The organism is Phocaeicola sp. GP0067, from assembly GCF_031119655.1.
Lineage (GTDB): Bacteria > Bacteroidota > Bacteroidia > Bacteroidales > Bacteroidaceae > Phocaeicola > Phocaeicola vulgatus.
The window spans coordinates 258,421-281,903 of sequence record NZ_JAVHZY010000001.1; the positions used below are offsets into that span (position 1 = coordinate 258,421).

The 23,483-nt window shown below is 41.6% G+C and carries 16 protein-coding genes; 10 read left to right on the forward strand and 6 right to left on the reverse strand.

All coding sequences use genetic code 11. The annotated features are described in order from the left end of the window. Window positions 1–9 precede the first annotated feature (9 nt). From RE317_RS00950 to RE317_RS00960, 3 genes are all read left to right on the forward strand, one after another. Window positions 10–1,056, forward strand: coding sequence for an NAD(P)-dependent oxidoreductase (locus RE317_RS00950; RefSeq protein WP_005844176.1), 1,047 nt, complete (start codon window positions 10–12; stop codon window positions 1,054–1,056). Then, complete coding sequence (locus tag RE317_RS00955) at window positions 1,047–2,024, forward strand: phosphatase PAP2 family protein (RefSeq protein ID WP_005844178.1); 978 nt, start codon at window positions 1,047–1,049, stop codon at window positions 2,022–2,024. The genes RE317_RS00950 and RE317_RS00955 overlap by 10 nt, the downstream gene beginning before the upstream one ends. Window positions 2,025–2,200: 176 nt before the next feature. Continuing rightward, complete coding sequence (locus tag RE317_RS00960) at window positions 2,201–3,052, forward strand: head GIN domain-containing protein (RefSeq protein ID WP_008666569.1); 852 nt, start codon at window positions 2,201–2,203, stop codon at window positions 3,050–3,052. A 95-nt stretch (window positions 3,053–3,147) separates the two neighbouring features. Here the strand turns inward: RE317_RS00960 and dusB are convergent, their stop codons facing one another. Beyond that, entirely contained in the window at window positions 3,148–4,137 is a 990-nt protein-coding gene (gene dusB / locus RE317_RS00965) for a tRNA dihydrouridine synthase DusB (RefSeq protein ID WP_005844183.1), read from the reverse strand. Between the two features lie 150 nt (window positions 4,138–4,287). Here dusB and RE317_RS00970 point away from each other — a divergent pair, with 150 nt between their 5' ends. Beyond that, on the forward strand, window positions 4,288–5,550 hold the full coding sequence (locus RE317_RS00970; protein ID WP_005844184.1) for a peptidase U32 family protein: 1,263 nt from the start codon (window positions 4,288–4,290) through the stop codon (window positions 5,548–5,550). 287 nt (window positions 5,551–5,837) lie between these two features. Here the strand turns inward: RE317_RS00970 and RE317_RS00975 are convergent, their stop codons facing one another. Together RE317_RS00975 and RE317_RS00980 are read right to left on the reverse strand one after the other, a co-directional pair. Continuing rightward, window positions 5,838–7,388, reverse strand: a complete 1,551-nt coding sequence (locus tag RE317_RS00975) for a RagB/SusD family nutrient uptake outer membrane protein (protein ID WP_005850073.1) — start codon at window positions 7,386–7,388, stop codon at window positions 5,838–5,840. 15 nt (window positions 7,389–7,403) lie between these two features. Beyond that, window positions 7,404–10,490 (reverse strand): TonB-dependent receptor, encoded by a 3,087-nt coding sequence (locus tag RE317_RS00980; RefSeq protein WP_008666572.1) that lies wholly within the window; start codon window positions 10,488–10,490, stop codon window positions 7,404–7,406. Between the two features lie 608 nt (window positions 10,491–11,098). On the opposite strand from RE317_RS00980, the gene argS reads away from it, so the two are divergent. Genes argS through RE317_RS00995 form a run of 3 tightly spaced genes read left to right on the forward strand, consistent with a single transcriptional unit; the run spans window position 11,099 to window position 15,388 of the window. Continuing rightward, window positions 11,099–12,919 (forward strand): arginine--tRNA ligase, encoded by a 1,821-nt coding sequence (argS, locus tag RE317_RS00985; protein WP_005850079.1) that lies wholly within the window; start codon window positions 11,099–11,101, stop codon window positions 12,917–12,919. Then, complete coding sequence (locus tag RE317_RS00990; protein ID WP_005844205.1) at window positions 12,920–13,546, forward strand: viroplasmin family protein; 627 nt, start codon at window positions 12,920–12,922, stop codon at window positions 13,544–13,546. 15 nt (window positions 13,547–13,561) lie between these two features. Next, window positions 13,562–15,388, forward strand: coding sequence for an LTA synthase family protein (locus RE317_RS00995; RefSeq protein ID WP_008666578.1), 1,827 nt, complete (start codon window positions 13,562–13,564; stop codon window positions 15,386–15,388). A gap of 83 nt (window positions 15,389–15,471) precedes the next feature. Here RE317_RS00995 and RE317_RS01000 read toward each other — a convergent pair whose 3' ends face one another. Then, entirely contained in the window at window positions 15,472–17,196 is a 1,725-nt protein-coding gene (locus RE317_RS01000; RefSeq protein WP_008666579.1) for a glycosyltransferase family 39 protein, read from the reverse strand. An 86-nt stretch (window positions 17,197–17,282) separates the two neighbouring features. Between RE317_RS01000 and RE317_RS01005 the strand changes: the two genes are divergently transcribed. Continuing rightward, a complete protein-coding gene (locus tag RE317_RS01005) occupies window positions 17,283–17,657 on the forward strand; it encodes a GtrA family protein (protein WP_005850093.1) in 375 nt (124 codons plus the stop codon). A 36-nt stretch (window positions 17,658–17,693) separates the two neighbouring features. Then, a complete protein-coding gene (locus RE317_RS01010; protein ID WP_008672428.1) occupies window positions 17,694–18,641 on the forward strand; it encodes a glycosyltransferase family 2 protein in 948 nt (315 codons plus the stop codon). A gap of 30 nt (window positions 18,642–18,671) precedes the next feature. Here the strand turns inward: RE317_RS01010 and RE317_RS01015 are convergent, their stop codons facing one another. Together RE317_RS01015 and RE317_RS01020 are read right to left on the reverse strand one after the other, a co-directional pair. After that, window positions 18,672–20,699 (reverse strand): LTA synthase family protein, encoded by a 2,028-nt coding sequence (locus RE317_RS01015; RefSeq protein ID WP_081028079.1) that lies wholly within the window; start codon window positions 20,697–20,699, stop codon window positions 18,672–18,674. Window positions 20,700–20,877: 178 nt separating this feature from the next. Then, the gene (locus tag RE317_RS01020) at window positions 20,878–21,867 is read right to left on the reverse strand and encodes a glycosyltransferase family 2 protein (protein ID WP_008666580.1); all 990 of its coding nucleotides are present in this window, start codon (window positions 21,865–21,867) and stop codon (window positions 20,878–20,880) included. Window positions 21,868–22,113: 246 nt separating this feature from the next. Between RE317_RS01020 and RE317_RS01025 the strand changes: the two genes are divergently transcribed. Continuing rightward, complete coding sequence (locus RE317_RS01025; RefSeq protein WP_005844221.1) at window positions 22,114–23,430, forward strand: glycosyltransferase; 1,317 nt, start codon at window positions 22,114–22,116, stop codon at window positions 23,428–23,430. The last annotated feature ends 53 nt before the right edge of the window (window positions 23,431–23,483 follow it).

Here is a 23,483-nt window from a genome sequence, read left to right on the forward strand (position 1 = left end):
ATACGAAGAATGAATAACGAAGAATTTGCACAAAAGAACACTTGCTGCTTAAAGAAAGTATTGGTAACCGGAGCAAGCGGATTTATTGGCAGTTTCCTGGTGGAAGGAGGATTGGAGAGAGAGATGCAGGTATGGGCTGGTGTACGTAAAAGCAGTAGTCGTACCTATTTGAAAGATCCTCGCATTCAATTTGCCGAATTGGATTTTGCTCATCCCGGAAGATTGACGGAGCAATTGGCTGTTCATAAACAATTGCATGGGGGATGGGATTATATCATTCATTGTGCCGGTGTAACTAAATGCCGCCATAAGGACGAATTTGACAAAGGCAATTATGTCTATACCCGTAATTTTGTAGAAGCTTTGAGAACCTTGGACATGGTTCCCCGGCAATTTGTCTATATCAGTTCACTTAGTATTTTCGGTCCTATTCATGAAGATAATTATGCACCCATCAGTGAGCGTGATACGGCAATGCCCAATACTGCATATGGGGTCAGTAAGCTAAAGTCGGAACATTACCTGCAATCATTGAATGATTTTCCGACAGTGATTTTTCGTCCTACTGGAGTTTATGGTCCTCGTGAACGCGATTATTTTCTGATGGCGAAGTCTATCAAGCAGCATATAGACTTTGCTCCTGGTTTTAAAAGACAGGATCTTACTTTTATTTATGTGAGGGATTTGGTACAAGCTGTTTATTTGGCAATAGAACATGGAGTGCGGCAGCGCGCCTATTTTGTTAGTGACGGAAATGTCTATTCCAGCCGTACTTTTTCTGATTTGATACAAAAAGAACTTGGTAATCCGTGGGTTATACACATTAAATGCCCATTATTTATTTTAAAAGTTGTATCTTTGCTCGCTGAATTTTCAGCGCGTTGCCTGGGAAAGGTAAGTACGCTGAATGCTGACAAATATAAAATAATGAAACAACGTAATTGGCAATGCGATATTTCACCCTTGGTGGAAGAACTGGGATATCGTCCTGAGTACCCTTTAGACAAGGGAGTAAAGGAAATCATTGCATGGTATAAGAAAGAAGGATGGCTTTAAATTTATTCAAACGGGTAGACAGTGTGAAAGGATTGTTTGCCGTTGAGAGCATTAGTCTGATATATAATGCCCTCACGACCATAATGGTTTTAATATTATTTCCTCGTATGGACCACCCTGTAATTATGCTTTTGGAGCGTGCAGGCATTGTGGCCATTACGTTTGCATTAATATATTTGTATCGCAAGTATCCGTGTAAACTTACGGCATTTATACGAATGGCTGTGCAGATGGCATTTTTAGCGTATTGGTATCCCGATACCTTTGAATTTAATCGTCTTTTTCCCAATCTGGATAACTTCTTCGCTTCGGCGGAGCAGTTTTTGTTCCGTTGCCAGCCTTCGGTAGAATTTAGTGAACATTTTCCTTCCATGTGGTTCAGTGAACCATTTAATATGGGGTATTTCGCTTATTATCCAATGATTGGGATTGTGACTATTTATTATTTCTTGTTTCGTTTTGAGTGGTTTGAAAAGGTTTCTTTTGTGCTGGTCACTTCGTTTTTTATCTATTATCTTATTTATATATTGGTTCCGGTTGCCGGTCCGCAATTCTATTTCCCTGCTATCGGAATGGACAATGTGATGGCGCAGCATTTCCCTGCTATCGGTGATTATTTCAATAATAATGATATTCTGCTGCCCGGTCCCGGTTTTGATCATGGTTTCTTCTTTAATTTGGTAGAGGCCTCACAGGAAGTGGGGGAACGCCCTACTGCTGCTTTTCCTAGTTCGCATGTCGGTATATCTACCATTGTGATGATTATGGCCTATCGCGTTAATAAGAAACTATGTTATTTCTTGGCACCGTTCTACGTACTTCTATGCTGTGCTACGGTCTATATTCAGGCGCATTATTTGGTGGATGTTATTGCCGGCTGGATTTCGGCGGTATGTATTTATATTGTGGCTACTTATATGTATAAGCGTTGGTTTGCTTCTGTAGTCTTCCAACTTGTGCTGAAATAGTTTTAAAAAGTATATAAAAGCGTACAGGGTGTCCATTTTCGGACACCCTGTTTTGTTTATACCTTGTTGATTTTCAGTGATAAATGTTGCTGGCATGAATATTGCTTTAAAAATAATGGCTAAACGTTGCAACGTTTGGCATAGAAATAACGTCTAATGAATAAAACAAAAATAGTATGAGAAAATTAGTATCAACTTTAATGGCGGTGACCCTTATGTTAGTGTCTGCCACAGCATGTGCAGAGAGAATAACTCCTAGTAAGAACTATGTTACCAAAAAAGTGAATGTGGGTAGTTTTAATGCTATCTCTACCAGTTCTTCGGTGGATGTAATCTATACTCAAAGTTCCGGTGGACAGGATGTGGAAATATATGCTCCGGACAATTTGGTGGACTATATTGATGTCCGTGTAGAGGGTGGAGTACTTAAGGTTGGTTTTAAATCACCAAGAAACAATTTTTCAATAAATGGAAAACATAAAAAGGAAGTAAGAGTTTCTGCTCCGGCTGTGAACAGCTTGAAAGCTTCCAGTTCCGGTGATATTATTATAAAGAATGGACTGAAAACGAGTGGGAAAGTTACTGTTAAGGCTAGCAGTAGCGGTGATGTAACAGGAAGCACTATTTCTTGTGATGATTTTGCGGCTACCGCTAATAGTTCGGGTGATGTGATTCTGGAAAAGGTATCTTGTACGAATTTCTCTGCTGATGCCAGTAGCTCGGGTGATGTATCTGTCAAGAATCTGAACGCTGCTGATGTATCTGCTGATGCCAGCTCTTCCGGAGATGTGATTTTGGCAGGTATTTGTGAGAACGCTTCTTACAGAGCCAGTAGTAGTGGGGATGTAAAGGCAAAAGGTATGAAGGCGGTCAATGTAACTGCCAGTGCCAGTTCCTCTGGTGATGTGGAATGTTATGTGACCGGTTCGCTGACTGCGAAAGCATCCAGTAGTGGTGAGGTGGTTTATAAAGGTAATCCTAAAGATATTGATTTCTCTCCCAAAAGAGGTTTGCGTAAAATGGAATAGATAATGTGTTAATGCTACAATATATTAATGTGCCAATTGGCTGTGCTGTATTCCGCATGGCAATTGGCACATTAGCATATTAGCACATTGTAGCATTAAGAATTCATTCCGTAATTCCCCCTGATATAATCCAAGATACTGAAAAGTTCTTTCACGGTTTCGGCACGGAGCATGGCGATACGTGTCTCTTTAAAGTTGGGGATGCCTTTAAATAAGGGAGAAGCAGCCAGATGGCGGCGTACATGAAGAATACCGCGGCGTTCGTCAAGCAGATTCACACTGTCCAACACTTCCTGACGGAGTACATTCAGCCGCCACTCAAAAGAAAGGGCAGGGAGTTCCTTACCGGTTTCTATATAATGTTTTACTTCCTTGAATATCCACGGGCGTCCAAAGCTGGCTCGGCCAATCATAATAGCGTCTACTCCATACTGGTCAAAACACTCTTTGGCACGTTGTGGCGTAGTTATATCCCCGTTTCCAATGATAGGTATATGCATACGGGGATTCTTTTTTACTTCACCTATTAAACTCCAGTCCGCTTCACCAGTGTACATTTGTGCACGGGTGCGTCCATGAATGGTCAGTGCTTCAATGCCGCAATCTTGTAATTGTTCTGCCAAATCTACTATAATTTTATGCTCATTGTCCCAGCCTAGACGTGTTTTTACAGTAACGGGAATTTTTACAGTGTCCACAACAGCACGGGTAATCTCCAACATCAGCGGGATATTTTGCAGCATACCTGCACCGGCTCCTTTACCGGCAACGCGTTTTACAGGACAGCCAAAATTAATATCCAAGATGTCAGGATGCGCCTCTTCCACTATTTTCGCCGCTTCTACCATTGTTTCCGTGTCTCTGCCGTAAATCTGGATGGCTACGGGGCGTTCCTCATCGTTGATATTCAGCTTCTGCATCGTTTTACCTACCGAGCGTATCAATGCATCTGCCGATACAAATTCGGTATATACCATATCAGCACCGAACTTCTTGCACATCAGGCGAAAAGCGGGGTCTGTTACATCTTCCATCGGAGCCAGGAAAATAGGGTATCTGCCCAGGTCTATATTTCTAATCTTCATTGTTGTATGTTTATCTTTGGGTTACAGAAAAGTCAGATTCATTTGAGTATTAATTTATAATCTGTGTGAATCTGTGTAATCTGTGGTGAAATCAGGCTGCAAAAATACGGAAAAAAGCCTACCTTTGCACATATATTAATCAAAAGAATAATGAAAGCTTCTATAAAAGACTTTGAAATAATGGCTCCTGTAGGTTCACGTGAGTCGCTGGCGGCAGCCATACAGGCAGGTGCGGATTCTATTTACTTCGGAATTGAGAGTCTGAATATGCGTGCACGTTCTGCCAGTACATTTACTGTCAATGATTTACGCGAGATAGCACAGATCTGTGATAAACATGGCATCAAGAGCTATCTTACGATCAATACCATTATTTATGATGAAGATATTGCTTTGATGCGTACCATTGTGGATGCGGCTAAGGAGGCAGGCATCAGTGCCGTGATTGCTGCGGATGTGGCGGTAATGGCTTATTGTTGCGAGGTGGGGCAGGAAGTACACCTTTCCACCCAATTAAATATCAGTAATGCCGGAGCGTTGAAATTTTATGCTCGCTTTGCCGATGTAGTGGTATTGGCACGTGAATTGAATTTGAAGCAGGTGCGGGTGATTTATGATACTATCCAGAAGGAACAAATTAAAGGTCCGAATGGAGAATTGGTCCGTATTGAGATGTTCTGCCACGGGGCACTCTGTATGGCAGTGTCGGGCAAGTGTTATCTCAGTTTGCATGAGATGAATGCTTCTGCTAACCGGGGGGCTTGTATGCAGATATGTCGCCGTGCATACGATGTGAAGGATAAAGAGAGTGATATTGAACTGGAGGTGGACAATAAATACATCATGTCTCCTAAAGATTTGAAAACTATTCATTTTATGGATGAGATGATAGAGGCTGGCGTGCGTGTCTTCAAGATCGAAGGGCGTGCCCGAGGACCTGAGTATGTACGTACCGTGGTGGAATGTTACAAAGAAGCTATTTGTTCTTATCTGGAGGGCACTTTTACCGAGGAGAAGAAGCAGGCTTGGGATGAACGGCTGAAGACCGTATTCAATCGGGGATTCTGGAATGGGTATTATTTAGGACAGCGTTTGGGTGAATGGAGTAAGAACTATGGTTCGGAGGCTACTGAGCGTAAGGTGTATGTGGGTAAGGGAATCAAGTACTTTTCTAATATTGGCGTTGCAGAGTTTCTGGTGGAAGCTGCTGAGATGAAAGTAGGGGATAAGCTTCTGATCACAGGACCTACTACAGGAGCGGTATTTCTGACGTTGGATGAGGCGCGTGTGGATTTGAAACCGGTGGATGTGGTAAGAAAAGGTCAACATGTATCCTTTAAAGTACCCGATAAGGTACGTCCTAGTGACAAGCTTTATAAGTTGGTTTCTCCTGAGGATTTGAAGAAGAAATAAAACAGAAAGAATGTGTTTCTAAAGAGATATTGAAATTTAAATCTCTTATGATTAAAATCCGAAGAGAAGCTCCCTTTTCTTATTTTATGTAGCAATGAATAAAGTAAGAAAGGGTAGGATATCATGATGATACAGATTATTATAAAGCTGTTTCATTAATCTATTTTGAGTTATCCTTTGGAACTATAAATTTATTAATGAATACTCTCTTTTGATTTGTTTGAGAACAATAAAAAACCCGTAACAGTTCATTTTGCTACGGGTTTTTACTTTGTTAGAGTTTGCTGTTATTTGGTATAAATTGAGAGTTTAGGATGATCCTTGTAAAGGTTTTTGTTCGCCAGCTCTTCCGAATCCGTAATTCGGTACAAATAATATTTACTGTTTGGACAGAATGCACTTTTATCGGGGAAATTGAAGAAACGATGTCCTTGAGTCTTTTTCTTCAGGGTGTGAGTTTGTCCGTTTTCATCAGTGTAAATATAGTCAATGGGCCCTTCGGGATATGCGTTGCGGACTACGGTCTGTTGGTTACGGATAATGTCTATCAAACTGAATCCTTCCCCCCATAATTCTTTGCGGCGTTCTAGCCAAATAGTTTCCAATAGATCCTGTTGTGAAAGATTTGTATGAATGGTTTTTGCCCCTCTGGCTGTTTTTAAATCATTTAATTTGTTAATTGCATCTGGATCATTCAGATGTGCTTTTGCTTCTGCATTTATCAAATAAATTTCGGCAACGCGCATCAATACGATATCACCAAGTTGGTTTTCGATATCGCGGAATCTGAATTTAGAGTTACGCATCCATACATAGGCTGCTGATGCGACGTCAGCTCCCGGATCTGTGGCCCAGAACAGCATTTCTTTACGATAATCACCATCTTCGAATAAATCACGGAAGTAAGGGTCTACATTGAAGCTATAATAGTATGATCCTTTAGTTGTAGTATCTAAATAATGGAATTGATAACTAGCATTACTTTGATCGTTGGTTTGGGCATGCCCCCAAATCCATTCTTTATTGTCTACAGAATTGAATCCGGCTTTATATTCACTTTCGGTCATTAGATAATTGTTTTTAGTTAACAATTTGTCCGAGTAAGTTTTAGCTTTCTCCCATTGACGAGCATAAAGACAGGCACGTGAGAGAATACCTAGGACAACTTCATTGTCAATTTTGTGTTTGGCATCACGTACATAAGTTTCGGGAATAAGTTCTAATGCTTCTTCTAAATCGTTGATGGATTGCGCATATACTTCACTGACACTTGATGCGGGTTTTCCTTCTGCTGCAATTGTTTCATCAGTGGACTGTGTATAGACAGGTGCACATACAGCGTCCGGGTCTTTATCAATAGCAAAGGAATAACAAGAGGCCAGGTGCAGGTATAAGAAACCGCGTAAAGCCAATGCTTGTCCTTTAATTCGGTTTCTGTCGGCTTGCGTGCCTTCGGCAGCATCAATATTGTCTAATACGCCATTGCAGTCGTTGATTACACGGTATGCTAAAAGCCAGCTCAAGGTGTTTGTGCCTCCTTTTCCATAAATTGCAGAAAACTCATTATGTGTCCTAAAGCCATATTTGCTATTTAACACTACATCAGAACCCATTGCGTCATTTGCACGTAGCATTGCTCCATAGCCGGGGTTGGCGTAAGAATTGAAAGTTTCCATCAGGTAGTTCCAGCCACCATTAAGTACTTTTTCGGCATCTCCTGTTTTACCGAAAACAGAACCGGCATCTACATAAGTCGTAGGAATTGTATCCAAATCGCAGGAAGTGAGCATTGTACTTCCCAGTGCGAATGAAAATATATATTTTAAAATAGTTTTCATATTCTTCTTTCTGTATTAAAGTTTCACATTGATACCGAATGAAATAGTTTTCATTGCCGGATAACGATAGTAAGTAGAGCCTCCGAAAGTTTGCTCTGGGTCTAGACCTTGTTGTTTGGCTAATGTCAGCATATTTTCTGCTTGAAAAAATATGCTTGCATCTTTCAGCGTCAATGTATTCAGCAATGATTTCGGCAGATTGTAAGAGAATGTAATATTCTTCAAACGTAAGTATGAACGGTCAACTAAGAACCGGTTTGAAGAGTTTGTCCATGAACTTTTGGGAGAAGTAGTCAGACGCGGTACATCGGTATAGGGATTTTCAGGAGTCCAACGATCTAACATATCTACGCTCCAACCGGTGCCTGTAGGTCCTTGGCTCATCAATGAAACTTTATCCCCATTATAGATTTTACCACCAATGGAATAAGAGAATAAGAATGATAATGTAAAATCCTTGAATGAGAGATCTGATTGAAGACCGCCGGTCCAGTCGGGTAGTGAATTGCCGCATTTTACTTTGTCGTCCGGGGTGGTTGATGAATAGTCTTCTGTGGTTATCTTTTCTCCGTTGGTATTGTAACGATACCACGTAGGATTACCATTTTCAGGATTGACACCAGCCCATTCTACTAAATAGAAGTCATATAACGATCCTCCTTTCACCCATTTCTTGTTGCCACTCCACATTTCTTCGGCAGGCAATGAGGTTATTTTGTTTTTATAGGTAGTAGCATTAAAAGAAAGTTTCCATTTCCAATCTTTAGTCATGATAGGATATCCTGAGATTTGGAATTCCCATCCATAATTTTTGATAGCACCAATATTTTCGTCCATACTTGAGAAGCCTGAAGATGGAACTAAGTCTTTAGAGAATAATAAATCTTTGGAACGACGTTCAAAATATTCTATTGTACCATTTAGACGATTGTTCCAGAAACCAAAATCCAAGCCGATATTAGTATTTAGATTGGTTTCCCATGATAAATTAGGAGTTGCCAGACGATAAGCGTGCAAACCGGATTCACCGAGGTTATTGCGTATGGAATAGAGCGCCTGATACGCATAATAACCTACCTGGTCATTACCTTGTGCTCCGTAGCTGGCACGCAATGACAAATTGGATAGCCAGTCTGATGTGTCCTTCATAAACTCTTCCTGCATGATTTTCCAAGATGCGCCGACTGACCAGAAAGTACCCCAACGATGATCCGGATGGAAACGGGAAGAACCGTCAGAACGGACAGAAGCCGATAAGAAGTATTTTTGATTGTACGAGTATTCAGCACTTCCAAAGAAACTTAACAGCTTGTATTGGTCACTGTTTCCGCCAAAATCACCTAAAGAGGAAGCTGCGTCGGGCTCATAAAATCCATCCATGATGACTTTGCTGCGGCTTCCGCCGAAATTGGAAGTGTTATATTCATAATACTCTTGACCGGCCATCACACGGATATCATGTACATCATTGAACGTGTGTTGATAATTAATGACATTATTAAAAGTCATGCCTGTAGTGCGGTAGTTGTATTTGCTTACGCTGCCACCACTGATAGAACCTGTACCGTAAGTAGGATTGGTGTAGTTATGATTTGTTTTGTTGTTATAGTCAATGTTCAAAGACATCTTGTAAGCAAGCCCTTTGATCGGAGTTATTTGGATAAAACCACGTAAAGAGGCAGCATCACGTTTTATCTCACTTTTATCGTGTGGCATGGAAGCCAGCAGATTATATTTTGCATACGAGTTCGGGCGATACTCACCATAATCGAACATACGTTCATTGTTTTCGTCCAACAGGTATGCTCCGGTTGCCAAATCGCGTTGATATACCGGATAGAAAGATGGTACCGAACGGGCAAACATGACCACATTGGAAATGGTAGAGTCATCTTGCTTGGGATAGTCTTGAACAGAATGAGTTCCTGATACGTTCAATCCGATCTGTAACCATTTGCGGATATCTGAAGTCACGTTGGCGCGGAGAGTATAGCGTTTGAAACCAGAGCAGATATAAGCACCTTGGTCATCCATGTAACCTGCTGAAACAAAGTACTTGGAGGTTTTGCTACCACCACTTACGCGTACATTTAAATCTGTATAGTGCGCATCTTGTGAAAGGGCGTCGTCCCAGCTGTCGTCCCATAATGGTTTGGCGCCTGCTACCAGTTTTCCGTCATGGCCGATTGGTTCAGGATAAGCACTGCCATAAGGATTGATGCCTAGATTGCCTGTAACATTGCTTGATGCCCATACAGCAGCTTCTTCGGCAGAGTAACCGTTGTCCATACGATAGTTACGCATGGCTTCCCAATATAATTCATAATATTGGTTTGTATTCAACTGGTCGTAGTCTGCCCGTGCACGGCTTGAAAAACCATATTTGGCAGATAATTCAACGGTGGGTGCGCTATCTTTATTTCCTTGTTTGGTGGTAATCATAATTACGCCGTTTGCTGCACGTGAGCCATACAATGCAGCGGAAGCTGCATCTTTCAATACAGTGATTGATGCAATATCTGAAGATGCTATGGAGGAAAGAGCACCATCGTAAGGAACACCATCAACCACATAGAGGGGATTGGTTGAAGCGTTTACAGAACCAACTCCACGAATCAGGATCGTTGCGTCTGATCCGGGTTGACCGCTGGAGGAAAAAGACTGTAAGCCAGCTACAGTTCCTTGCAGTGCTTTTGATACACTACTGACCTGTGCTTTTTCAATAGTACCGGCGGCAATATAGCTTGCAGACCCTGTAAATGTGGATTTTTTGGCAGTACCGTAAGGAACGGTTATCACTACCTCATCTACCATTTGGGCTGCTTCCTTTAATTCTATGTTAATCACTTTGCGTCTGTTTACCGGTATGGTTATTGTTTCATAACCTACAAAAGAGAAGATCAGGCTTTCGTTACCATTAACCTGAATCTGATAGCTGCCATCAATGGAAGTGATGGTACCGCGAGTTTGTCCTTTTACAGCTACTGTGACACCAGGCATCTCTTCGCCTCCTGCGGTGACTTTACCAGTTACTGTAATTTCCTGTGCATATGTAATCATGCAGAATAGCAAGCTACATAATAATGAAGAAAATCTGTTCATATAAACTTGGCTTTTATTAGGGGTTTGTACATTGCCATTTTTCAGGCATTATATATTGAACTCTCTTTCTAAAATTGTGATACTACCTTTTTTATCATTATCATATTTCCTAATAGTGGTTTTATGGCCATCCAAACCTCATTAGGGTCTCTTTTTGCTTGTGTATTTTATAATTGTGATATTCAATAACAATCGCAAATATATGTATTTTGATTTAAATAGGATAATATATTTTAATATTTTTTTCATGGTGAACCTGTTGAAAGTCAAAACTATACGGAATTTTATTAACGTAGTTAAAATAGGAATTGTCTTATTTAAATATTGGGCGGATAGATCAAATCTATTTGTTTATCGCATTCCTGTGTGTTGATTTGTTTAATTTGATTTCAACAGTAAATCTACTTGAATATCAAAATGAATAAAAATATTTTTTAGACATATTTTATTGCTTGTTGTATGTTTATTCGTTTGTGGGCTATTCGTTTTTCAGTCGGAAAAGTATCGTTTGCAGAGAGGAGATATAGTAAATTAAGGTAAGATAGGAAGGATTTCGCCTAAAATGTCTATCTTTGCAATCCAATAACAAATAAGTGTACGTACATATTATGAATATAGAAGAAAAACTCACCACGTCCATTATCAGCGCTATCAAAACGTTGTACGGACAGGATGTACCCGGAAAAATGGTACAACTGCAAAAGACTAAGAAAGAGTTTGAAGGACATCTTACTTTGGTTGTTTTCCCTTTTCTGAAAATGTCTAAGAAGGGGCCTGAACAGACCGCACAGGAAATAGGCGGATACCTGAAAGAGCATGCTCCCGAATTGGTTTCAGCCTACAATGCAGTGAAGGGCTTTCTTAATTTGACAATTGCTTCGGATTGTTGGATTGAACTTTTGAATTCTATTCAGGCTGCTCCCGAATACGGTATTGAAAAGGCTACGGAAAACTCTCCGTTGGTGATGATTGAGTATTCTTCTCCCAATACAAACAAGCCGCTTCATCTGGGTCACGTCCGTAACAACCTGTTGGGAAATGCCTTGGCAAATGTCATGGCGGCAAATGGCAATAAGGTGGTCAAGACCAATATTGTGAATGACCGTGGTATCCATATCTGTAAGTCCATGCTGGCCTGGTTGAAATATGGTAACGGTGAAACACCTGAATCATCGGGTAAGAAGGGGGACCATTTGATTGGTGACTATTATGTAGCTTTTGACAAGCATTACAAGGCTGAGGTAAAGGAACTGACAGCTCAGTACCAGGCTGAAGGCTTGAATGAAGAAGAAGCTAAGGCTAAGGCAGAGGCAAACTCTCCTCTGATGCTGGAAGCTCGCGAGATGCTCCGTAAGTGGGAGGCGAATGACCCTGAGATCCGTGCCTTGTGGAAGAAGATGAATGACTGGGTATATGCCGGATTCGATGAAACGTATAAGATGATGGGAGTTAGTTTCGATAAAATTTATTATGAATCGAATACCTATCTGGAAGGTAAGGAGAAAGTGATGGAAGGACTGGAAAAAGGTTTCTTCTACCGGAAAGAGGATAACTCTGTATGGGCTGATTTGACTGCCGAAGGACTGGACCATAAGTTGCTTCTTCGCGGTGACGGTACTTCTGTTTATATGACCCAGGATATCGGTACTGCCAAATTACGTTTTCAGGATTACCCCATCAACAAGATGATTTATGTAGTGGGTAATGAACAAAACTATCATTTCCAGGTACTTTCTATCTTGCTCGACAAATTGGGTTTTGAATGGGGCAAAGGATTGGTTCATTTCTCATACGGTATGGTAGAGCTGCCCGAGGGCAAAATGAAAAGTCGTGAAGGTACAGTAGTGGATGCGGATGATTTGATGGAAGCAATGATTGAAACTGCTAAGGAAACTTCTGCTGAATTAGGTAAATTGGACGGTCTGACCCAAGAAGAAGCCGACAATATTGCCCGTATTGTTGGTTTGGGTGCTTTGAAATATTTTATCCTGAAGGTGGACGCACGTAAGAATATGACTTTCAACCCGAAAGAATCGATAGATTTCAATGGCAATACAGGACCTTTCATTCAGTATACGTATGCCCGTATCCAGTCTGTATTACGCAAAGCGGCTGAAGCAGGTATCGTTATTCCCGAAATCATTCCAGCGGGTTTGGAACTGAGCGCAAAAGAAGAAGGTTTGATTCAGATGCTGGCTGATTTTAAATCGGTTGTCAAGCAGGCAGGCTCAGACTATAATCCTTCCATTATAGCAAATTATGCATACGATTTGGTGAAAGAATACAACCAGTTCTATCATGATTTCAGTATTCTGCGTGAAGAAAACGAAGCGTTGAAAGTCTTCCGTCTGGCATTGAGTGCCAATGTGGGCAAGATTGTGAAGACAGCAATGGGCTTGCTGGGTATTGAAGTGCCTGAACGTATGTAAATGGCAAAGAAACAGAAATATTATGTAGTATGGAAAGGTGTCAATCCGGGAGTTTATGACTCCTGGACTGACTGCCAGCTACAGATAAAAGGTTATGATGGCGCACAATACAAGTCATTCGAGACCAAAGAGGAGGCGGAACACGCCTTGGCTTCTTCCGCTTTTCATTATATAGGCAAGAATGCTGTTAAAAAAGAAGATACTCCTAAACAACTTCCCGAGAACTTTGATATGAACTGCCTGGCTGTGGATGCCGCTTGCAGTGGAAATCCCGGACCGATGGAATATCGGGGCGTTTATTTGCTTACGGGACAGGAGGTTTTTCATTTCGGTCCTGTTTATGGAACGAATAATATTGGAGAGTTTCTTGCCATTGTCCATGCCTTGGCATTGATGAAGCAGAAGAATATCAGTATGCCTGTTTACTCGGACAGCCGTAATGCGTTGAGCTGGGTGAAACAGAAGAAATGTAAAACTAAACTAGAGCGGACTCCTCAGACGGAGAAACTTTTTCAAATGATAGAACGAGCCGAAATTTGGCTGAAAGAAAATAAATATACCACACCTTTATTGAAGTGGGAAACCGACCGATGGGGAGAGGTCCCGGCTGATTTCGGACGGAAATAATAAAGAACTGAAGATATGAAAAAGAGGATTGCTTATATCAGCTTGTACTTTTTTACGGTCTTACTGATATTTATTCTACAGAAACCATTATTCATGCTCTATAATGGTTCCATTGAAAAAGGATTCGGGTTTGCCGATTATATGCAGGTAATGGTTCATGGCGCCAGTCTTGATGCCGCTACGGCGGGATATCTTACTGCATTTCCATTCTTGTTGGTACTGATAAGTATTTGGTTTAGGAAATTCCCTTTGAAAAAAATACTTTACGGGTATTATATTTTGGCTGCCGCGCTTATTTCTATCATTTTTGTGGTAGATATGGCATTATACACATTCTGGGGATTTAAACTGGACGCATCTGTTTTTCTTTATATCGATTCACCGAAGGAAGCTTTGGCGAGTGTTTCCGTCGGATTTATCTTGCTGAGGGTTCTTGCCATCTTGTTACTCATAGCCTTGAATAGTTGGGTCTTGCTGAAAATCACGCCTTCCGTTTTGACCGCCACCCGGAAACGGATAGCGGGAACTGCGGGAATGCTGTTATTAGGAGGTGTGCTTTTCATCATTATACGTGGTGGTGTAACGGAATCCACTTCTAATATAGGGCAAGTATATTTCAGCAACGAACCTTTCTTGAATCATTCGGCGGTCAATCCCGATTTCAGTTTGTTGTCTTCTATGGGTAAATCCCAGGATTTTGCATCAGAGTTCAATTTCTTTGATGAAGAGAAGCGGGCTGCATTGTTTGACGGACTTTATCCTACAACAGATGGGGATAGTATTATTCAAGTCCTGAATACCAAGCGTCCCAATATTCTTATTATTTTGATGGAAGGTTTTGGAGGTGCTTTTGTAGAACCTTTAGGCGGTCTTCCTGATGTGACACCCCATTTTAACCGTCTGTCAAAGGAAGGGGTCTTTTTTACAAACTGTTATGCCAATAGTTTCCGTACCGACCGTGGAACAGTCTGTACTTTCAGCGGTTACCTTGGATTGCCTACGGCATCGGTAATGAAAATTCCTGCCAAGAGCCGTACGCTGCCTGCTATAGCTGAAGGATTGTCCAAGGCGGGTTATAAAACAGATTTCCTGTATGGAGGTGATATCAACTTTACCAATATGAAGAGTTATCTGCTGAGTACCGGTTATCAGCGTCTTACAGCCAATACAGATTTCTCATTGGCCGAACAGACCAGTAATGCCTGGGGAGTGAATGATGATATTACTTTTGAATATTTATATAATCAGTTAAGAAACCGGAAGGAAGAAGGGCCTTGGCATACTGCGTTTCTGACACTTAGCAGTCATGAACCTTTCGAAGTTCCTTATCACCGGCTGGAAGATAAAATTCCCAATGCCTTTGCTTATACAGATGAATGTCTGGGTAAGTTTGTTGACCGGTTGAAGCAGACTCCCGCATGGAAAGATCTTTTAGTTATCTGCCTTCCCGATCATGGTTTCTATTACCCGCGTGAGGGGTCTAATGCGATGCCTCGTTTTTATCATATTCCCTTGTTATGGTTAGGTGGAGCGGTAAAACAGCCTATGCAGGTGGACAAGATTATGAATCAGACCGATTTGGCAGCCACTTTGTTGGGGCAGCTTGGGTTGGAACATACTGCATTTACGTTTAGCCGTAATGTATTGGGAAGTGATTATAAGTATCCTTTTGCCTTTTATAGTTTCAATAATGGGTTCTCATTCAGAGACAGTACAGGGGTGACGGTGTTTGATAATAATTCCGGCAGTATTCTTTTTGATGAGCCTGAAGCTGACGAATCCCGTCTGGATAAGGGTAAGGCGATATTGCAAACCGTTTATGATGATTTAGGGAACAGATAGTAAAACTTGGACGCGGACTATATGAATCAGTATGGAATTCATATAGTCCGCGTCCCAATCGGTGCAGAATCTGCCGGATATAACTATTTCCGTTTCTCGTTGAACTTGTACATGATTACCGTATTGCGTAAGTCGCAACTTCTGTAATCTGTATGGAAGACCTCTTCCAGCTGATACTTTGCATTGTAATTCTTTAAAAACTCCTCTTGTGCATTTGCAGAAAGTATGACATACCCTTCTTGCGGATTTTCCAGTGTGAAATTCCGCATTTGGTTATTCATATAATAATTTGTACAATAAAACCGTATCATTCTGTCTGTATATGAATAAACGACTCCTTCAGGCACCTGTTTTCTGATATCCTCTGCCAGATGCTTATCGGATTTTACAGCTAGTATTGTTGGCTGATATACCCCGTCTAAAGCGACAAACAGGCAAAGAACACAACCGGTGATTCCATAGAGGAGTGACCCCGTACTACTTTTTTTGATAACCAGCCTTAATGTACAGATGGCAGCCACTACCGGCAATACTATAATCAGCCATTTGGAAATAGAAAAGGACGTGCTTTCCAAAGCTTGCATAAACGCTATGTTTTCGGCAGCATGACGTCCGTTGCCCCATATGCTGTCCGGTATCATCTGACAGCGTACAGCAAAAAACACCACGGTGAGTAACAAACAGAGCGAGGCGAAGATATAAGCCGATATTTTGAACACTTTCGCCCCTTTTTGCATTAACGCCTCCAGATACTGGGCAATCAGTACAGCCATAAATGGATAGATAGGCAACAAATAGACGCTGCGTTTGCTTTTAGGAATACAATAGAAGACAAAAATAGCGATAATCACTATCCAGATAAACAGCTGTATGGGGGATTGTGAGCGGATGTTATCCCAAACCTTCCTGATGCGTCCGGTGAAAGAGTTTCCTGCGGGCAGCAGGTGCATTTCATTCCATTTCAGTCCGAATAGTGAGATAAGCAAGACCAATGTCCAAGGTGTCCACCCCCATATAATGGTCAGGAAGTTATACCATAAAGGGTTGTGATGCGACGGGTATGACATTTTGCCGACAAAGCGTCCGGTGTTTTCCTCCAGCATCAGGTCCATAAACGGCTGTCCTCCCTGTAGCCAGGCCGCATAAAACCAGATTCCCAATGGAATAAGGGAAAGCAGCCCGATTCCGAATAAGGAAAGGAAAGTCTTGCCGAATGAGCGTCCCCGTATCAGCTGGTAAATACCGATACACATACAGGGGAATATAGAACCCACAGGTCCTTTGGTCAGCGTGCCGCATGCCATCAGCACGACAGCCGTCCAAGGTATTCCCTTGCAGCCTTTTTCGTCCCAGCGAAATAGTAAGCAAAGTGAGATGACGATGAAGGAAACCTGTAGCATATCCAGCCTGCAAGCCACCGCCGCCCGGTGCACTTCGAATGAAGTGAGCAGTAAAAGGGAGGTAATGACTGCTGTCTTTGTATCCTTATAGCGGGCTACGAATCCGAAAAACACGAACTGCATAGCTAGAAAAGCGATAGCGGACGGCAGACGGGACGAGAATTCGCTCACCCCTCCGAAAATGGCGGAAATAGCTGCAATAGACCAATACAGGAAAGGAGGTTTATAGGCGATGTCTGTTCCGTAGTTCAAAGGCAATATCCAGTTGCCGCTTTCCAACATCGAGTATGCCACAATTGCTTCGCGCGGTTCCCCTTTAGAGTAAAAAATAGTTTCTCCCAAAAAGGGGATTATTACAAGTGTGCTTAGTAAGGCTATGAACCAAAATGCTTTTTTCTTGTCTGACATATATTTTTCGGTCTTTTATATTTACTGTCGCAAAAGTACGAATAATTCTTTAGTAATACCTAACTTTGCATTTTAAATCAATGAAAATGAATAAACTGAAACAGATACCCGAGTTCCTGCGATTTGTAATGGTAGGCCTTTTTGCTACAGGGCTGCACTATGGCATTTATTTTGTCTTGCAAAAATTCATTCAGGTCAATGTAGCCTATACCTTGGGATATGTGCTGAGTTTTGTTGCCAACTTTTATCTTACGGCTTATTTTACTTTCGGGCAGCCTCCTTCCTGGAAGAAAGCTTTTGGCTTCGGGGGGGCACATCTGACAAATTATCTGATACATATCGGATTGTTGAATCTCTTTCTGCGGTTGGGTTTTTCCCGTCCGTTGGCTCCCATCCCAGTGTTTCTCATTGCCATTCCGGTAAATTTTTTATTAGTGAGGTTTGTTTTCAAACAAAAGTAATATCTTTGAGGAGTCTTTATGATAGTGAAGAATGATATGAAGAAAGTGACTCTTTTGATTCCGGTATATAATGAGGAAGCGATGCTGCCCACTCTGTATCAACGTTTGATAGAGCTTGTCAACCGCAATGCCGTTTATGAGTGGGAAATCCTGTTTGTCAATGATGGCAGCAGCGACACTACGCTGGAATGCCTCCGCCGGCTGAGGCAGCAGGACAAGCGGGTGAATTATGTCAACCTTTCGCGTAACTTTGGTAAAGAGGTAGCCATGCTGGCGGGTTTTGATTACGCCACCGGCGATTGCTGCGTTGTGATGGATGCTGATTTGCAGGACCCTCCGGAACTGGTAGACCAGATGCTGGAATATTGGGAAGAAGGATATGATGACATTTATGCCAAACGGCGTACCCGTGGCGAGGAAAGCTGGTTGCGTCGTCAGTTCTCTTTGGCTTTTTATGGTATACTTCAGCGGATGAGCCGTATTGATATTTTGCCCAATGTGGGCGATTTCAGGCTTCTGGACCGTCGTTGTGTGCTCACGTTGCGTCGTCTGCGCGAATGCGAGCGTTATACAAAAGGATTGTTTTGCTGGATAGGCTATCAGAAGAAAAGCATTGAGTTTGATCGCGGAGACAGGCTGATGGGCCATTCCTCCTGGAACTTTCTCAAGCTGTTGAATCTGGCTGTCGAAGGGATAACCTCTTTCTCTATCGCCCCTTTGCGCATCGCCACGGTATGCGGAGTGCTCTGTTCAATCTCCAGTTTTATTTATGCCATTTATTTTCTGATAAAGACCGTGCTTTATGGTGATGAAACGGCCGGCTTCCCCACTTTGATCATTGTCATGCTCTTTTTAGGTGGCATCCAGCTTTTCTCTTTGGGAATTATAGGAGAGTACGTGGGGCGCATTTTCAAGGAAACCAAAGGCCGTCCTACCTACATAGCCTCTGATTATAACGAGGAGAAGTTGGGGTATGACCGTTAAGGAAGGCAAGGCGGTGAAACCCGTCCCACCTTATTGTCCGGTAGCTTTATTGACAGTCTTGTGCTCTTTTACCAGATACTCTGCACTCTGCAATGTGGAGAAACAGTATTTTTTCATCACGTAGAATGTACTGTCCTCCCCTGTTACAAGTTGCAAGGCGTTTCCTTGCTTCTTATATTTGAATTCCTGCCGGTCATGTGGAGAATAAATATATAGGTGGGTTGTATCTGTAGCCGCTATCAAATTATCGGCGGAGAAATAGACATACGGGCGTTGTTCTGTTAACAAATTTATGCCGAAGTCGTTTTGGGTATAACTCATGTTCAGCAGTCCGAGTAAAGTCGGTGCCACATCAGTCTGGCCGCCCGGCTCTTGTCTGATTTCGGGCTTGATGCCTTTTCCGTAAATCATTAGTGGAACATGGTTGTAGGATTGTGGTATTTCACAGTCCGGACTTCCTACCAATTTCCCATGGTCACCCAGCAAAACAAAGATTGTATTTTCAAACCAAGGTTGTTTGCGTGCTTCTTGCATGAATTGCCGGATGGCCCAGTCCGCGTATTCCACAATCTGATCTTCAAGCTTTGTGCTGTGTGGTTTGAAATAGTCAGGTATCACATACGAGGGATGGTTGCTGATAGAAAGCAATACGGTAAAGAAAGGTTGTCTTTCTTCTGCTCTTTTGTTCAGAATGGGCAAGGCATATTGATATAGGAAATCGTCTTGTACACCAAAGCTGTTAACGACTTTATCCTTTGGGTAGTTTTCTTGTGCATATATTTCATCAAATCCGTTAGTGCGGAGAAAAGCGTTCATATTATCGTATTGTGATTCGTGCGTCATGAAGAACAGGTTCCGATAGCCATTATCCTTTAATACGGTGGGCAACCCCGAATAGACAGGTACCACTGCTCCTTTCATGGCATTCCGTTTCATGATGGCAGGGAAAGAGTAGAGGGTGGCATACATTCCGTGGTTGGTATGTATGCCCGCTGAATAAAAATGGTCAAAACTGAGAGATTCCAGATAAAGGCTGTCTAGGAAAGGAGTCAGTTTTTTGGTAGATCCGAAATGCTCCATCAAGTTGGCCGACATCGATTCCATGAAAATAAGAACAACATTCTTTTGTGTAGGGACGGCTGTGCATTTCACTTCACGTGCAATGGGGGAGATGCCTTCTATTCCTTTTCTTTGCAATATACTTTGCATATTGGTTATTGCCTCCTGTTCCGGCATCAGGTGAAGATAGCGGTTTTCCTTACGGTTATCATCCAGTGTGCTGGTAAGTAGATTAAAGACAGGATTAACCCCTAGCTGATTCAGGAATGGATCGGTGCAATAGTATGCTTGACTTACCCTGATGGGGTTATATCCCATGCGTCCCCGTATTCCGAATAGACAAAGTCCTATACAAACAGCACCGGCGGCGAATATACATAGGCGGTTTATCGGGCTGATGGAAGTAGATTTCGAATTGATGAGATGATAGAAATAAGAAGATAACCGTAGTACACTTCCTGACAGCAGAAGAATAGATATCAGTCCTAGAAAAATAGGGAAATAGAATGATGTCTCACCCAATACCATTCCGGCAGTAGTGGCTCCATATCCGAACCAATTGTAAATGGAAGAATTGATTGTCTTAAAAAAATAAGAGAAATAAGGGATGTTGGCTGCCGAAATAATGAACGACAGTGAATAAAATAGAATGAAAAAGATAGAGATAAATCTGAATACCCACTTGGAGTGATAGTTGCAGAGAGCGGTTATCCATAAAATGACTAATGGTAACAGCAATATGTAGCAAGCTATAACATTGTCAAACCATAGCCCTTTTATAAATGCAGTGGCTTGCATGAGAAAGTTGTTTTGTATATCGGGAGGAAACTGATAATCTATTGAGGTGAACAGGACAAGCCGGAACAGGAAGAAAAAAAGTAAAGCAACTATATGTATGATTAATAAGTAAAGTAAAGAAAGAGTAAACTGTTGGATAAGCTTAGCCTGATTCTTACATGCTGTTACAGATTGCTGCATGAGTGAACGGAGATATTTCATTTGTTTTAGTAAAGTTTGCATTTGTTTGAATCAATCCGGATGATTGACAACAAAGGTAAACAGAATTTTAGAAATATCAAAAGAGGGTATGCCAAAAGTAAAATTGACTGCCAATTTGTTCACTTTAGGGGCAGACATGTGAGTCCGCCCGAAAATATGGGCAAGCAGTTTCCGTTTCTTATCCTATTTCTCGGGAAGGAGTAAGGCGGTCTCTTTTCATAGTCAGAACAAAAGGACAGAATAGCCGTGCTATCCGGTTGAGGCGCTCCAGACGTCCGTCTTTCCGCGTTCCGTTTAATTTCTGCCGGAGGAGTTCCCATAATTGCAGTTTTACCCGGTCTGTTGTGCTTAGTTTGGCAATGCGGTTGTAAAGCATTCCCCTTCGTATGCACCGTTTGTATCTGCTCAGGTGGGTAAGGTGTTGTTCCATAATGCGTACTATCTCAATATCTTCGCTCTTACCCCCTCCGTTGTTTTCAGCTTTGACGGTAACTTTCTGGTTATGTTGTCTGAAGTAGTTCAGTACTTCATATCTTTCTATAATGTCTCCTTGCATTGCCATATAAAACCAGAACAGCCAGTCGCCGCTGTAGCGCATTTGCAGGCATTGTTCCATATTTTGGGCATTTACCATGCTTTTTCTGAAAATGGCCGAGCTTGCATTGGCTATATAGCTGCGCCAGTAAAGGTTATGTTCGGCATAAGTCTTCCCATTGAATACGGCGTATGGAGGTATGGCAGATTTCCATTTGTTCATGTCGTAACTCAGCACATTACCGTCTTTATCAATATACTTGGAACCGGCAAAGCATACGGCGGCTTGTTGGTATTTCTCCATTAAAGGAACTACTTTCTCTAAAAAAGTAAGCTCACACAAGTCATCGGCTTCGGCTATCCATATATATTTTCCTTTGGCTAATTGCATGCCTTTAAACCATTGTTTAAATGGATTTCCGGTGTTGTGTTCGTTTAATAGAATATGGCTCACTTTGGCATGGTCTTGATAGTCCGATAATACCTCTTCGCTACCGTCTGTTGAGGCATCATCAAGTAAAATCAGTTCGATATTCTGATAGGTCTGTTGCAGAATACTCTGAATTCGTAGATTGAGGTATCGTTTATAATTATAATTAGGTACCACTACACTGACCAAGGGAAGTGCATTCATGCTTTATTGTTAAGTTAGTTCTTGTTTTATTTCTACAAATGTAATGTTATACAGGTAAATAAACAAGTTGCTTCTTTGTTTTTTTTTTCAAAAAACAGGAATTTTGTTGAACTTTTAAAAAGAAACGATAATTAACATTTTAGTATGCAGTCTTTCTTGTACCTTTGCATTATACACTACATAGCATTTGCTGTATTAAACTAAAAATTAAATTAGACATTAGACTATTGTTTAAATTCAATTAGTATGAGAAAGAAAATTCTTTTTATTATTCCGTACATTCCTTATCCGCTGGATTCGGGCGGTAATCAAGCTTTCTTTAATATGGTGGAATATCTGCGTCATAAGATGGCCGTATCTGTATTGCTTTATCCTGAAACAGGGAGACGTATGCAAGATGTAGAGTCATTGAAGAAAATTTGGGATAATGTGGATTTCTTTATTTATACTCCTAAAACTAAAACTGTCAGATTACCCAAAATTAAACATCCTTTTTATTATAAATGGCTGCAAAAGATACATGCGTCTGTAACCCGTAAAATGAACCGGCAACAGATATGGACGGATGAAACGGGCGAAGTTGTGGATTTAGTACGGGGAAAGAGTACTTTGTTCAGCTCTTGTTTCCAGCCGCTAGACCAGGGGTATGTGGAGTATGTTTCTCAGGTGGCTCATTCAGGTTTTGATATTATTCAAGTAGAGTTTTATGAACTGTTGTCATTGGGATTCTTGTTGCCTGAAAATGTACAGACTATTTTTGTGCATCATGAACTCCGCTACATCCGTAATGAAAAGGAGATTACTTTGTTCAGGGAACAGACTGCCGGTGACAGGATGTTGTTTCATATAGCAAAGGATTTTGAGCGCAGTGCATTATTGAAATATAAAGATGTTATTGTTCTGACTGAAGTAGACCGTAAAATTATGGAGGACTTCATAGGACGGAAAGACCATATCTACACTTCTCCGGCTGTGGTGCAAGTGGGTGACAGGCTGGAACAGCCTTTTGTTCCGGTCCAAAGCGGACGCCTGACTTTTGTGGGAAGTGAGGATCATTTTCCCAATCTGGATGCCGTGGCATGGTTCTGTCACGAAGTGATTCCGCATCTGCGTAAACGTCATTTTTCGTTTACATTGCAAGTAATTGGTAAATGGCGTGGAGAGTGTATCAATCGTTTGCAGTCCGAATACCCGGAATTGAAGCTGGCAGGCTATGTGGAAGATCTGGGCTCTTTTTTAAAAGGCAGTGTTGCTGTTGTTCCAATACGTATCGGTAGTGGTATGCGTATGAAAATATTAGATGCTGTATTGTCAAAAGTTCCTTTTGTAACGACGGCAAAGGGTGTGGAAGGCATTGATTTTAAGGATGGTGAAGATTGCTTGATTGTTGATGACCCTGCCGGATTTGCAGAAGCTGTCATAGCCTTGTCAAGTAATCCGCAGTTGCAGAGACAGTTGGTTACCCATGCGGAAGACAGTTTGCGGCAAGTATATAACCCCGGACAGATGCAGGAAAGAAGGCTTGCCGTGTATGAACAAATATTAGGGGATAAAGTGGGGTAATCTTGGGTGATTATTTCTTTTTTGTTACCTTTGCGGCATTATATATAATTGAT